Annotated in this window: 10 protein-coding genes; all 10 read right to left on the bottom strand. The window is 51.1% G+C overall.

The features are described 5' to 3' along the window. A partial coding sequence (locus tag BLW59_RS07875) for a filamentous hemagglutinin N-terminal domain-containing protein (RefSeq protein ID WP_139283600.1) occupies window positions 1-3,435 on the bottom strand: 3,435 nt, incomplete at its 3' end. Window positions 3,436-3,535: 100 nt separating this feature from the next. Next, window positions 3,536-5,263, bottom strand: coding sequence for a ShlB/FhaC/HecB family hemolysin secretion/activation protein (locus tag BLW59_RS07870; protein WP_318258434.1), 1,728 nt, complete (start codon window positions 5,261-5,263; stop codon window positions 3,536-3,538). 243 nt (window positions 5,264-5,506) lie between these two features. Beyond that, complete coding sequence (locus BLW59_RS07865; RefSeq protein ID WP_139283599.1) at window positions 5,507-6,604, bottom strand: hypothetical protein; 1,098 nt, start codon at window positions 6,602-6,604, stop codon at window positions 5,507-5,509. A gap of 405 nt (window positions 6,605-7,009) precedes the next feature. Continuing rightward, window positions 7,010-7,456: a CAP domain-containing protein gene (locus BLW59_RS07860; protein ID WP_139283598.1), complete on the bottom strand. Its 447-nt coding sequence runs from the start codon at window positions 7,454-7,456 to the stop codon at window positions 7,010-7,012. A 368-nt stretch (window positions 7,457-7,824) separates the two neighbouring features. After that, on the bottom strand, window positions 7,825-8,526 hold the full coding sequence (locus tag BLW59_RS07855) for an L-ribulose-5-phosphate 4-epimerase (RefSeq protein ID WP_074697340.1): 702 nt from the start codon (window positions 8,524-8,526) through the stop codon (window positions 7,825-7,827). A gap of 326 nt (window positions 8,527-8,852) precedes the next feature. After that, on the bottom strand, window positions 8,853-9,908 hold the full coding sequence (locus BLW59_RS07850) for a hypothetical protein (protein ID WP_074697339.1): 1,056 nt from the start codon (window positions 9,906-9,908) through the stop codon (window positions 8,853-8,855). Between the two features lie 182 nt (window positions 9,909-10,090). Further along, window positions 10,091-10,939, bottom strand: coding sequence for an L-ribulose-5-phosphate 3-epimerase (locus BLW59_RS07845; protein WP_074697338.1), 849 nt, complete (start codon window positions 10,937-10,939; stop codon window positions 10,091-10,093). A gap of 320 nt (window positions 10,940-11,259) precedes the next feature. Further along, entirely contained in the window at window positions 11,260-11,541 is a 282-nt protein-coding gene (locus BLW59_RS07840) for a PTS sugar transporter subunit IIB (protein WP_029541544.1), read from the bottom strand. A 128-nt stretch (window positions 11,542-11,669) separates the two neighbouring features. Further along, window positions 11,670-13,157, bottom strand: a complete 1,488-nt coding sequence (locus BLW59_RS07835; RefSeq protein ID WP_029541547.1) for a PTS ascorbate transporter subunit IIC — start codon at window positions 13,155-13,157, stop codon at window positions 11,670-11,672. A gap of 190 nt (window positions 13,158-13,347) precedes the next feature. Beyond that, entirely contained in the window at window positions 13,348-13,788 is a 441-nt protein-coding gene (locus tag BLW59_RS07830) for a PTS sugar transporter subunit IIA (RefSeq protein ID WP_074697337.1), read from the bottom strand. Window positions 13,789-13,804: the final 16 nt, after the last annotated feature.

Genomic DNA, 13,804 nt, shown 5'->3' with positions numbered 1-13,804 from the left:
ATTTATATCCTTACCACTACCAGTCACGTCAGTAGCTGCAGTTACGTTAACAGCCTTCAATTCGTTGGTAGCCGTCATGGTCACAGCGCCGCCCTTGGCTTCGACCTTGCCGGTGGTATTTACATCATTGCCTTCGGCTTTTACATTCTTGCCAGCAGTGACATCAGTGGTCTTCAGTGTTTTTCCAGCCTTCATGGAGACTTCACCATTGGCTGCATTAACAGCAACATTGATAGTTGCATTATTACCCGCCTCGGCGGTGAAATCCTGGCCAATAGTAACAGCGCCGTTAACATTCACATTATTGTTAGTTGCAACAAGCTCAATCGAACCATTTTCAGCTTTGATAGCGCCTGCTTCTGCCGTCGTTACATTGTTGCCAGCATGAGCAGACATATCCTTGCCAGTGGTAACTGCAGCATTGATATTTACATCTTCGCCTGCCGTCAGGGTGACATTATCCTTCTTTGCCGTAACAGTGCCAGAAGTTGTCACGCTGCCTTTTTGGGCATCCAGATTGACATCGAGCGCTTCGGCAAGGACAGCGCCATTGGTGATTATATCACCATCTGTAGAAGCATGCACATAATTGCCAGCGGTGATATTTTTCTCTGCCGTCACATTGCCAACAGCCTTCATGTCAACATTGCGGACTGCAGTAACATCGCCCTTGGCCAACACATTGCCCTTAGCATCCATCGTAACATCGCGGCCTGCTTTGACTATGTCACCGGAGGTCACATTTTTTCCGGCATTCATGATGATATCAGTGCCGGCTTTAACAGCACCGTCAGCAGTCACGTTGCCTTTGATTGCTTCAAGTTTTACATAATCCTTCTTTGCATCGATAAACTTGTTGAAGGTGGCATTATTCTGAGCTTTGGCATCCACATGGTTATCCACCTCAATGGAGCCATTGACAGTAACAGAACCGGTGGAGTCAATGTTCAGGTTGTTCAGCTTGTTGGTATTACCAACAGACCCTTTGATAAGGGTATCATCAGCTTTGATATTCAGTGAAGTATGATCCAGGTCAGTCTCTACGACATAGTAGGTAATAGGGTTGCCGGACGTATGGTCATTGATGTCATCCCACTGTGAATACAGCAAGTCTTTACGCTGATTGCTCTTGTAGGTATCATAGTTCACAGCCAGAGCCGTCTGACCGGTCTGCGACTTATCATCATTAGGCTCGCCGGGAGCAAAATTGGTATAGTATTCACGGCCGAACTCATCCTTCAGCGCGTAACCATGTGACTTGCTCTGCCAAGCAGTATCACTATTACCTTCATGATTTTCAATGACTTCGCCCACAGTCTGCACATAGAAGATAGTACCTTTCTCCTCACCTTCCGTCCAGGCCCAGAAGCGGGCATGGCTGCCATCCTTCAGATTGTACCAGCCACTTGTATTGCCAGGAACATTTTCGGAGATGCCATCCAGAGTCTCTACCGTACCCTTACCATTCTTCGGCACCGGGTCAGCGCTCAACACACCATCGGTCATGGTAATGAAATTGCCGTTGGCATCCACAGGATAGGAATTGCCATCTGCATCCTGCTCCATGGCTACCGCCACCACATGGCCGCCAATAAAGGCCTCGGCAGTATCCGAGAAGTCTGTATTGATAGTGGAGGTGGCAACTGCATCCTCCAGCGCCCCTGTAATAACAACCAGGTGTGATTTCTCAGAAACATCTTTAGCTTTTTGGGTAGCCTCGCTCCAGATCAGCCGCTTTGACTCATGCTTGGACTGATAAGCATTGGCAGAGTTCACGGAGCCTTCGATGGTCACCGTGCCATTTTTACCTTCGGTGGTTGTAGTATCCAGCTCCACTGTGCCGCCAGTAGCTAACAGCACCTCTTGGCCGCCCAGGCTGATGTTACCACCATTGGTCTTGACATACCTTTTGGCATCCGAGCCTGCCTGAGCAACCTCCTTCATGCCAAAGTAAGTACCCAGCTCGCCCGTAGTAGTGAAATCACCACCATTGGTTTCAATGTCTGCCTTGATGATGTTGGCACCATCCGTACGACCAGAGTTGGTAATCTCATCCTGAGTATTGTCTTCTGCCGCATCATTCTCCGTATGCTTTTTCACATCGGAATTCAGCTTTACATTCAACGCACCGGCCGAACTCTTAATGTCGTCTTCCACAATGACATTACGTCCAGCAGTAAGCGTAAGGGTCGTCGTCTTGTCCCCGGATGTTTTTTCAACAGCCTTGTTTACACGTACATCAGAGTAATAAGTTTCCTTGTCAGGGCTTGCCTCCACACTGACATTTGTATTTGCCAGGGAATTGCTTACGACAGTGTTGCTGATTTTATTGACACCCTTGGTAACACCATTATTGTCATTCGACAGGTCTGTACCCGTCACGCCACTGTCAATAGTTGCGTTTTTGCCGATTACATTCCAAGTGCCTGCTTCACCATCCTTCGAAGCTGCATGTACTTTAGAACCATCGTTGACCTGCATCACCTCATAGCCTGAGGTGGTGATTGTGCCGCCCTTGTCGCCATCTGCGTTAAGCTCACCGTTCACCAGCACCCTGGCCGCTACCATGTCAATTTTGCCGCCATCGCCGGAAAGAGTCAGCTTGCCGTCCTCATCCTTCTCAATTTTGGTGGCAGCGTTGATGGTACCGCTGTTGTTGATGATGCTGTCACCTATAATATTGCTGGCATCTTCAGCAGTCATCAGCACGTAGTTGTTCTTTGTATCAACAGTCGCCTTCTTGCTGTCGTTGGACACATTCACAACCAGGTTTATCTTATCGTCATAGCTGAGCTCTATGCTCTTGCCCGCTGCCATGGCCACTTCCGGTGCCGTGATCGTGCCCGCATTATTTATCTCATGGGCAAAGATTGCCACATAGCCGTCGCGGGCTGTAATATCTGCACCTTTTTTTATTGTAACGGCTTTGTTTTTTCCCGTTTCGTTAAATAAAAAGGTATTATTAATAAAGTCATCCGGTTCGATATCCATGGTGGAAGCCACCAGGCTGCCCACATCCACCTGAGCACCCTTACCAAAAAGAATGCCATTAGGATTCACCAGGAAAATCGTGCCATTGGCACCACTGGTAAGACTGCCGTAAATATCTGATGACTCCGTGCCAGTGACACGGTTCAGTACCATCCATCTAAGAGCTTCCGGGCCGTTAAAATTGACCTTTTCACCAGAGGCTATGTCAAAGCTTTTCCAGTCCACTGCGCCTCTGGTGAACCCCTCTTTTAGGGTTATTTCCAAGTCCTTGCCGTTTATCTTGCCATTTTCAGGCAAATTCTTTTCATCAATCGTCATGTCAAGATTCTCGACGTTCCCCGGATTCTGCGGCAATGCCCAGGCTGTCGGCGTCCACGCCGAAGCAACCACAGCTGCCGTTAGCAGCGCTACCTTGCGTTTTCTATATTTCGCAATATCCCCCATTTTCACATCTCCCTTTTATTTCATCAACCAGTTTATTTTCAGATTATTCATCCCACGGAGAGGTATTGACCTCTCCGCAAAGCCATGAAGCAACTTAGAATTAGAAGTAAATCCCGCCGCGAACCCAGAAGTGGCCTCTATCGTGGTGGGTATCGCTCAAAGGATGCTCCTTGCCTACACGCCAAGCGTAGTCAAGACGGAGGAACCAGTCTTCCCAGCGGGACCAGATAAGGCCAATGCCTACACCATCCAGATGGCGGTAGTTGCCACCATAAGAGGTGTTCTTATCCTTGTTGATACGCAGGGCGCCATGGTCGAAGTAGGCAGCCAGCTGGAGCTGCTGATCCTGCTTCTTTAGGGGCAGGAGCCAGCGCAGCTCGGCGCGGGCGATAAGGCCGCAGTCACCGGAAGCCTCACTCTGGGGATAGGCACGGACACCGTTGAAGCCGCCCAGGCTGATATGCTCAGAGCTGTCCAGATTGTGGTCACTCCACTGGCCACGAACGGAAAGCAGTGCATAGGCTCTTGGTGAAAGATCCTGACGGCGCAGGAGGCTGCCTCTGAGTTTGAAGAAGCGCCCGTTGGTGCGGGAGCCGTCAGCAAACACTTCCGTTTCCCAGCTGTCAAAGCCCACACTGCCCAGCTTGTTCTCCAGGCGCCACCAAGTAGTACCGTGAGCATCACTCTCATCACCATAGATGGAGAGGATGCCGGCATTGCTGTGCTTTTTAGCATAGGTCAGGCCCAGTTCACGATACTCATCCTTCAGCTTGTTGTACTCATATCTGAGCCCTGCATAGAGGTTGTACTTCTGGCTGCGGCGGATGGCATAGTCAAGTCCCAGCGAAGCCACCCGGGCGGTGCCACGGCCATCCAGTTCCTCATACTCCTTGCCCAGATGGTACTGAAGCACATTATAACCCAAAGACAACTTCAGACCATCTGTGAGAATGGGCGTAGTGTAGTTGAAACCGTAGTTGTTGAGGTGACGGCCGGTGGTAAGGCCACCCACAGCGAAGTGGTCACCTTCCTTGGCCAGGTTCAAAAAATCGTAGTCGAGGCTGAGTTCACCATAGCCGGTATAACGGTTGCCATAGTTGTCCACGGTGACAAGGCCCTGCTTGCCCTTGTGGTTATTCAGGTCAATCTCCACATGGACAGTGCCCGGCTCGCTGCCCTGGGAAAGGGTAGCCTTGGCATCAGCCCCGGCCAGGTCTGACAGCAGCCAGACAGCCCGCTGGAGCTTGTCTTTCGTCAGATACTCGCCTTTTTTCAGGCAACGGATTTCACGATTCACGGCCCGATCCCTGATTTTCGTATGGTTCCTGATTGTCAGCTGGTCGAAGCGTCCCACCACGATGGCATATTCCACTATACCATCGGTGATCTTCTGCACCGGCAAATACACACGCACAGCTACATAACCACGATTACGGAAATAAGCTGCCAAATCATCGGCTCCTGCCTCCAAATCCTTGAAGGACATTAGACCTCCCTTGCGCTTCTCCAAAACAGCCTGCAAATCTTCCTCAGGGAAAAGATCCTGACCGGTAATCTTGAAGCCATTTACCTCGACTTTCAATTCCTCAGGCAGGTTCAGCTGGGGCCGTTCCTCCGGCGCCTCAACTTTTGCCTTGCCCGGGTCTTCCTTGAATTCCTGTGCCTCACGGTTTTCCCTCTGCTCGTTTGCCAGCTCACCAGAGGTGGGTGGCAGTTCGAATTCAGGCGCTGCCTGAGCCGGTGAAACTGTCAATCCCCCAGCCAGCAAGCTGATAGCCACAGCACCGGAAATTTTCTTCAGTTCACTACCCTTTTTGAGTTTAAGCAATTAAATCAGCCCTTCTAAATTAAATATCCTTGATTTAATAAATATCCCTAAACCTGTCAATTCCCCTCTTTCGGCAATTGCCACCGAAAGAGGGGAATCAAGCAAATGTAAAATTATGCGTCCTCAGGACAAACAGCCAAGGCCTCTGCATCCAGCACTATGCCGTCATCGCATTCAGCCACCTTGATGGGGCCGCTTCTGTCCTTGATATCCTCAATGATTACGGCCGCTTCATACGTCTCATTAGCGACGAAAGGAGCGCACCTTTATGCTTTCGAAGTGGGTGTAAACACCGTCCAAATCACCAAGGGAAATGCCCATGTGGTTGAAAACCTCGTAGAGAGCCTGGGACTCGATGTCCTCATTCTTTTTCCCCTCACCTGCTACAAGCATGTCCTTGGCAGCGCTATCCGCCGGATAGATGTCCAGGGTAGAGCCGTTGTAAGTAAGGTGGAACATCCCTCTGCCGTTCTCAGTCACCAGCTCACGCTCCAGTTCACGATACTGAGTCCTGGGCTGATCCGGCTCAGGCAGAACCTTGGCCACAGCTTCCATCTTCACCTTGTCCAGGGCAACGGACACATCATAGGTACCGTAGAACTTCACTGTGCCACGCTTCTCATTGAAGAAGGGAAGCTCAACGCTCTGCAACCCCAATACCCTGTCAACACCGGGAACCTGCGATTCCTGTCCCTCAGCGACAGCGGCATTACCGGCAAGATTCGAGGTGGGGAGAGCATCAAGCTGCGGCTGCTCCATCTGATCTGCGATAGTTGCCTCCGTCTCCACCAAAGGTTCCGTGGTTTCGGAACCACCGGAACCCGCAGACTGTGATTCCGCCTGTGGCTCAGGCTGCGGTTCCGTATCAGGTTCTTCAACCTTAGTGATATTCGTACTTGTAACAGGTGTCCCCTCTTCTACTTCCGAGCCGTCAACTGCATAGTTGACGGAAGTTGTATTACTGGACGCGCCATCTATACGCTCAGATTTACCGTCCAGTTCATTATTAGAGTTCAAAGTGAGATTTATTTTGCCGTCCGTACTCGTAATACCTGCATCCACACTGATACTACGTCCGACCGTCATGGTAAGGCTTGTGTCTTTTCCTTTGTCCTTGTTTATTTTACTGGCAACCTTTATGTCTGCGCAATCAGTCGGGCTGCCCCATTTCGCCAAAACATTGACATTGGTGGTCCTTAGCGGTGAGTTAATGACTCTGTTGTTGACCACATTACCGCTGTCTGTTATTACATCTTGGCTGATATTGTGCTCCTCCTGCGGCAAGGCCAGCGCCGTGGGCATATACGCCATCGCCATCACTGCTGCCGCGAGGTATCCCATCTGCCTCTTTCGGAATTTAGCAATACTCCCCATTTTCTTGCTCCCTCTCAAACAATCATTTACGGAATCTTACGCTCAATTACAACTTTCTAATTCTGTTTTAATACTCAGGCGTAATTATACAACACAAATAAACCTATACGCAAGCAAAAATTCAGTAAAAGATTTTATTTTCAGAAATATTTGTAAAGCAAAAGTGACTATATCTACTTTTTCTTTTTAAAAAACAGAGCAAAAATCCCCCTTCCCGGCAGGTCACCCGCCGAAAAAGGGGATTCAAACAATGCAAAATTAAAAAATACGATGTTTTATGCGGTTTCCTTGTCATTGGTTCAATAAACAAAAAGAAAAAGGACTATAGCAATATCTGCTATAGTCCTAATGTCCTAAGTCTGGGAGCACCGATCAGGCTCCTGCGAAGAGCAGTGACCAGTAGTAATGCCCATCTGCACCTCTCTGGCAATCAACGCCGATATAGGCGTAATGGCGGTTGAGGATATTTGCCCGGTGGGTAGGAGATCCCATCCACGCCTTGACAATTCTCTGGGCATCATTGGCCTGGCTTACGGCCAGGTTCTCGCCAAACCAGCCGCAGTCTTTATTTACAACTGACTTCACATCGCTCCCATCGGGTCTCTGGTGAGCAAAGTTCACCTGAGCTTCCTGCGCCCTTACTGCAGCGCCAGAATTCATGCTGCTATCGAGCTCCACTGGCCTAAGGCCGGCGGCAGCCCTTTCTACGTTCACATAGTACAGTACCTCTGATTGGATGCTGGAAGCAAAAACGGGAGTTGCTGCTACAAAAACCATCGCCATGACCAGAAAGAAAAACACACGCTGTGCAGCTTTCATTAGAATCGCTCCCTCGTTTTTTATCCAGATCCCTTCGTCTTTGAGCACATTGTCTCCACACGCTATACCTTCCCACCTCCAAAGAAGCAGGATGACTCCAGTTTCTGTCTAAAAAACCAGCGATACTCCAGCTGTATTACTACAACCAAAGCCGTAAACTTACCGGCCCAGCTATCTCATAGCTGACATGACGCTAGTATTGTTTTTATATTCAGTTATATCTAGACTACAGTTTTATTTTAGCACCATATCATTCCCTTGACAAGATGGTTTTTAATAATTCATTAATTTTTTGTGCCTTTTATGTGCTACGAGCACACAAAAACCTCCCCCGCAAAAGGGAGGAGGCTGTCCTGTCAAACTTGTTTTTACTTCTTTTTCTGCCCGTAGTAAGCATTGGGCCCATGCTTTCTCAAAAAGTGCTTGTCCAGCAGCACCTGGGGCATGGGATCCCGATCGCTGGTGAGCATCTGGGTGTGGAAGGCCATCATGGCTACTTCCTCCAGTACTACGGCATTGTGGACTGCATTGAAGCAGTCTGTGCCCCAGGTGAAGGGGCCGTGGTTCTTCACCAGCACAGCAGGTACATAGTCAGGATTGATGCCGTACTTCTCAAAGCGCTCCACTGCCACTACGCCGGTGTTGTACTCATAAGCGCCCTTGATTTCTTCCTCGGTCATATCGCGGGTGCAGGGAATCTCGCCGTAGAAATAATCTCCCTGTGTTGTGCCATAAGCACGCACACCCTGACCGGCCTGTGCGAAAATTGTGGCCCACCGGGAATGAGTGTGCACTACGCCGCCGATGTTCTTGAACTTCTGGTAGAAAATGCGATGTGTTTCTGTGTCGGAGGAAGGATTGAGGTCACCCTCCACCTTCTTGCCCTCCAAATCCACTACCACCATATCCTCCGGCTTCAACTGGTCATACTCCACCCCGGACGGTTTGATGACGAAAAGCCCCTTTTCACGGTCAATGCCTGACACATTGCCCCAAGTGAAAGTGATCAGGTGATGCTTCGGCAGAAGCATATTGGCTTCGTAGACTTTTTTCTTGAGTTCTTCTAACATATTGAATTCCTCCCGATTGTTCTATCTCATTTGCACGCCTTTTACATTATACTACAAAGTGTGCTCGGACAAAATAGCGAATAATATTTTTTATGAGCAAAAGTTGCTAGCAGGCCTTACCTGCCCCCGTGAAACGGGGAAGGCGGTGGAAGGGGCGAGAAGGGCAAAACGGCTTCGAAGCCCCCCCTTCCGTCAGCCGTCGGCTGCCACCGCCCAGGGAGCCCACCGGGCTCCCGCGCTTACGCGCCCCCGCAAGCGGTGGAGGTAAGACCTACTATATACTTTTGCTTTTATATTTTTCGTGCTTATATATAATAAGGAAGCTTTTAGCACGAAATTTCGTATCTTGCTATCTCATTGCTCTCCCTGTTGGCAGCCATGAGGATGTTCTTGTCGCCCAGATGATACATGAGCACGTTGGCTGCGCCGTAACCTTCATCCAGTTTCTCGGCATGGTAGCCCTGCTCTTTGTCATAGGAGAAAGCCAGCAGGTCGCGGTTGCCCTTGCGGTTGCCCAGGAACCAGTACGGTTTTCCGTTTATTACGTCAGCGCAGATGGCATGGAGGAATTCCAGCTTCTCGGGATAGGTGTAGTCCAGCACGAACTTGCCGCCTTCCTTGCGGTAGATGTTCACCGTGTCGCCATGGAAAGGAGCAATGGTGCAGAGCTCCTCTACCCCGTCGCCGTTCAAGTCAACCAGGAGGCCGTCGCTGGCAGCATCGGTGGTGAGGGTCTCGATGGTCCAGTCAGCTCCGTCGCTGGCAGGAGGCACGAACTGGAACACGCCGTTGTCCGTGGAGACGATGGCAGAGGTCTGGCCTTCCCCATCCTCATGGACATAGTAACCGTGGTTCTTCAGCAGGTCTTCCTTCAGCACCTTCAGCTCCAGCTCTTTGCCGTCGCCATAAGCAGACAGGTCCGTGGGCAGCTCAGCACCGAAGACCTTGCCTGGGAAGCGCCAGTCATCGCGATACTCAGCATCAGACTTCAGAGCGCAGGCAATGAGATAGTTCTTGCCATGGGACTGGAGGATGCCGAAGCGGTGCACAAAAGGCAGCGTGCACAGTGTGCGCACCTCCCAGTCACCTTTCCCCTTCGGGGTGCAGATGATGATGGAAGCTTCCTTGCCATCATTGGGAGAGTAGAACTTGCGGGTAGCCAGGAACTGCCCGTCGGGAGCGCCTTTCGGCATCTGGATCATGGTCATAACCCCGCCGGGGCCTTCCCAGACGGTATCTTCAATCTCACCCTCAAGAGAGATCAGGTAGCACTCATTCTGCTTCTCAGCAGCACAGAGAAAATGGTCTTTGCCCTGATAGTTCAGGACAGCCAAAGAATAGCATTTTTCCAGTTCGCCTACGACTTTTTTAGTTGCTTTCATGTTAAAACCTCCAATTAGAAAGGTGAATGTAAATCGAGTTCATACCTCCACCGTGAAACGGGGGAGGGGGACCGTCGAAGACGGTGGAAGGGGCGTTAAGGGCAACGCGGCTCCGAAGCCCCCCCTTCCGTCAGCCTCCGGCTGCCACCTCCCCCGCAAGCGGTGGAGGTAGGGCCTGCTCATCATTTTGCCTCAGCTTTGTCCAAATACCCTCTAAGGAAATCATTGGCCTCTTTCTGAATCTTTGCCCAGTCGGTGCCTTCCTTATACCAGAACTCACCCACGAAGCGCCTTACCCCCAGGGCAAAGGCGGTATCAGCAATTGCCTGGAAGTCCACATGGCCGGTGCCGAAGGGAATCTCGCGATACTTGCCGGGGACGGTTTCCTTCAGATGCACAGCCACCAGATGGCCCTTGCCGGTCTGCAGGTCCTCAGAAGGAGTGCCGCCATAGATCAGCTTGGCATTGGTGATGTTGCCGGAGTCGGGATAGACACCCAGGTACGGGGAATCCACCAGCTTCACATACTCCATGGCCTTTTCCGTGGTGTCCATGAAGGGAGTCTCCATGGTCTCAAAGCCCATCTGCACCCCATACTTGGCAGCCAGGAGAGCAGATTTCTTCAGCCCTTCGATGAAATCCGCACGGGTCTGCTCGGAACCTTCCTCATAATAGACATCATAGCCAGCCAGCTGGATGGTGCGTATGCCAAGTTTCGCAGCCAGGATAATGGCCTTTTCCATGATCTCCATACTGCGGGCCCTGTCCTCCGCCTTGGTAGCCCCAAGAGGGAAGCGGCGATGGCCGCTGAGGCAGATAGAGCCAAAAGGCACGCCAGTTCCCTTCATGGCAGCCTTGATTTCCTCAATCTCAGCTTCGCTCATGTCAAGACGGGCAAGTTTAGCATCCGTCTCATCAATGCTCATTTCCACATAGTCGAAGCCTGCAGCCTTGGCAGCTTCCAGTTTTTCCTTCCAGGAAAGCGTTCCCGGCATGGACTTCTCGTAAAGTCCCAATAAGTAACTTCTCATAAAGCACCTCATTCTAAGGTCATTTGCTCGCACTAGCCCCCCTTCCACCGTCTTCGACGGTCCCCCTCCCCCGCAAGCGGTGGAGGCTTGAGCTAACCGTAACGAACCAATGACAAATCAAATATCCGAACCCCGGCGCCCCATGGATGGGGCGCTCTCGCAGACCTTTGGACTCGCGTGAAGCGATCCAGGTCTGCAGTCTCTTTTGGTACTTTTCTCTGCATCAGAGAAAAGTACGGGCGCAGCCCGCAAAAAGGGCGAAAAATAATAGAGGCCGCCACCTTTCATGCGGCGGCCTCCACTAATTAAAGACCTAAATTTTACTTCGGCAGGTTAGCTGCCTCGATCTTCTCCGTCATCTCAGCCTCGGACAGGAGGTTCTTCAGACCAATCACAGTAGCCTTGCTGCCGGTGAAGGTGCCTACCAGAGACTCGGAGCAGAAGACCACATCGTAGTTGTTAGCCTGGGACTTTGCATCACCAACGTTGGTATGATAAATCTCTGCCTGATAGCCCAGCTTCTTGAAGACTTTCTCGAGCTTCATCTTGATGATCTGGGAGGAACCCATACCGCTGCCGCATGCTGCAATAACTTTTAACATATTGATGCACTCTCCTTTATATTTGGGAAGCCGCCAGGCCCGGCGGCCTCCCCATACTATATAGCTTAGTTACTATTCGCCACAAGGCGGGCTTATTCCTGCCATAAAAGTATTTTTTATGAAGGAATTTAGTCAATAACCACCTGATCAACAGGCACGCCCTGCTTCTTGGCCATGATTTCCTTGTACTTGTCGAAGTCCTCGGCAATGACGAAGTAGGTGTCCTTATGCCGCTGATAGAGAATCTGCGGGATAGCCAGCAGGAGGATTACCACCGCTGCTACGCCTACATACTGCAGGTTCTCCATGATGACGCCGATGATGGGCCATACGGTATCCCAGTCGAAGTTGCCATGCCAGCCGCCGAAGTTACCGGTGGTGAAGTGATAAGCAGCAAAGCCGCCGCCCAGCACCTGAATCATGCCGCTGAAGAAGGGGATGATAGCCGCTGCGCGGATGCCGCCCAGACGGTTTGCGAACACTGCAAAGGTTGCGTTATCGAAGAACAGAGGAACGAACCCGGAGATGATCAGGATGGGGCTGTTGAACACAATCAGACCCATGATAGCCAGGAACTGGCCGAATGCACCGAAGAGGAAGCCGAAGGTCACAGCGTTGGGGTGACCGAAGCCGTAAGTAGCGGCGCAGTCTACTGCAGGCACGGAGCCGGGCAGCAGCTTCTCAGAAATACCCTGGAAGGAGTTGGTGAGCTCGGATACGAAGGTACGGACACCAAGTTGCAGGATGGTGAGGTAAACGGCGAAGTTCAGGGACTTCTCAAGGATGTAGAAACCGAAGTTCTGCTTGGCACCGAAGCCCTTATCAATCTGATGCATGAGGTCCGGACCAAGGATGGTGATGATGGTACCGAAGAAGATGGTCATGAGCACACCGGTTGCAACCATGTTCTCATTGAAGATGGACAGGAAGCCGGGGAGCTTGAGGTTCTCGAGGGAGTTCTTGGGGTTGCCGATTTTCTTGGCAATCTTGGAAACGATGAAGATACCGAACATCTGCTGATGACCAGTTGCGAAGCCGCCGCCTTCGGTGAGCTTTGCTACAGGCTCAACGGTGAGGTTGGAAGCAACTGCCCAATAGGTACCCAGGAGGATACCCAGCATGACAACGACCTGGGGATCCTGGAGGCCGGGGAAGCAGAAGAGCACCAGCCAGAGGGCGGTGGAGGACTGCTGCACCATAACGTGGCCCGTGATGAAGAGGGTACGAATCTTGGTGTACTTGCGGAAGAGCACCAGGAGGATGTTCATGGTGAAAGCGATGAGCAGCACCATCATCATCATGGAGAAGGAGCGCCCGATATTCTCAACGGAGGCCTGGGCTGCAGCCTGGCCGAAATAAGGATCGATAACTGCTGCGGAAAGTTCAAAACGGTCTTTCAGACCTGCCAGCACCGGACGGAAGTTGCCTACCAAGCCGCCGCTTGCTACGTTCAAGATCATGTAACCGACAGTACCTTTGATGAAGCCTGCCAGACATTCATACCATTTCTTGCCCAGAAGTGCATAACCTGCGAAGACGATAAAGCCGATGAAGAAGGCCGGTTTCGTCAGGATGTTGTTCTGGAAAAATTCCCATACGGATAACAAGATTTCCATAACTTTCTTTCCCCTACTTTCTCAAATTGCTTACTCTAAGGCGTTCGGGTCACAGGCACAGCAGCGCTTCACTTGGAATTTTACGAATGAATCTAAGCTCCCACTGCGCCTGACGGCTTGTGCTCGCTAAGAATCATTGTAAAATTCCACACGTTACGCTTTTGCTGTGCCTGCGTCCCTCACTTACTCCTTATCCCTCTACTGCCAAGAGGTCATCCCCCGTCTTGGCCTTCAAGAGTTTGTCCACGATTTCCTCGTCGGAAAGGGTTTCCGACAGCTGCATGAGGTTATTCAGATGAACCTCATCGTCGGTGGCTGCCAGCACTACGAAGATGCGGGCATCCTTGTCCGGGTCATTCGGGTCGAAGGACACGGGCTTCTCGGTCTTCATGAAACACATAGCCGTATCGTTCACGCCGCGGCCGCGCTCTGCATGAGGAATGCAGATGTTCGGGGCGATGACGATGTAGGGGCCAAGCTCCTCCACCTTCTCGATGATGATCTCAGGATATTCCTTCTCGATGGTGCCATCAGCCAGCAGGGGTGCGCAGGCAGCCCGTACGGCATCACGCCAGTCATCGAAACCTTCATGGAAGGAAAAATGCTTTTTCTCAACGATTTCCTTGAACATTTATCTGTATCTCCCT

Source organism: Selenomonas sp. KH1T6, assembly GCF_900108415.1.
In the GTDB taxonomy this organism is placed as follows: domain Bacteria; phylum Bacillota; class Negativicutes; order Selenomonadales; family Selenomonadaceae; genus Selenomonas_B; species Selenomonas_B ruminantium_A.
Note: the sequence above shows the minus strand (reverse complement) of the source record. Positions and strands in the feature narration are given on the sequence as shown.

Bases quoted from the DNA above. Each gene is read 5' to 3' on its own strand.
- BLW59_RS07865 (WP_139283599.1), bottom strand. From the start codon at position 6,604: ATGGGATACCTCGCGGCAGCAGTGATGGCGATGGCGTATATGCCCACG.
- BLW59_RS07860 (WP_139283598.1), bottom strand. From the start codon at position 7,456: ATGAAAGCTGCACAGCGTGTGTTTTTCTTTCTGGTCATGGCGATGGTT.
- BLW59_RS07855 (WP_074697340.1), bottom strand. From the start codon at position 8,526: ATGTTAGAAGAACTCAAGAAAAAAGTCTACGAAGCCAATATGCTTCTG.
- BLW59_RS07850 (WP_074697339.1), bottom strand. From the start codon at position 9,908: ATGAAAGCAACTAAAAAAGTCGTAGGCGAACTGGAAAAATGCTATTCT.
- BLW59_RS07845 (WP_074697338.1), bottom strand. From the start codon at position 10,939: ATGAGAAGTTACTTATTGGGACTTTACGAGAAGTCCATGCCGGGAACG.
- BLW59_RS07840 (WP_029541544.1), bottom strand. From the start codon at position 11,541: ATGTTAAAAGTTATTGCAGCATGCGGCAGCGGTATGGGTTCCTCCCAG.
- BLW59_RS07835 (WP_029541547.1), bottom strand. From the start codon at position 13,157: ATGGAAATCTTGTTATCCGTATGGGAATTTTTCCAGAACAACATCCTG.
- BLW59_RS07830 (WP_074697337.1), bottom strand. From the start codon at position 13,788: ATGTTCAAGGAAATCGTTGAGAAAAAGCATTTTTCCTTCCATGAAGGT.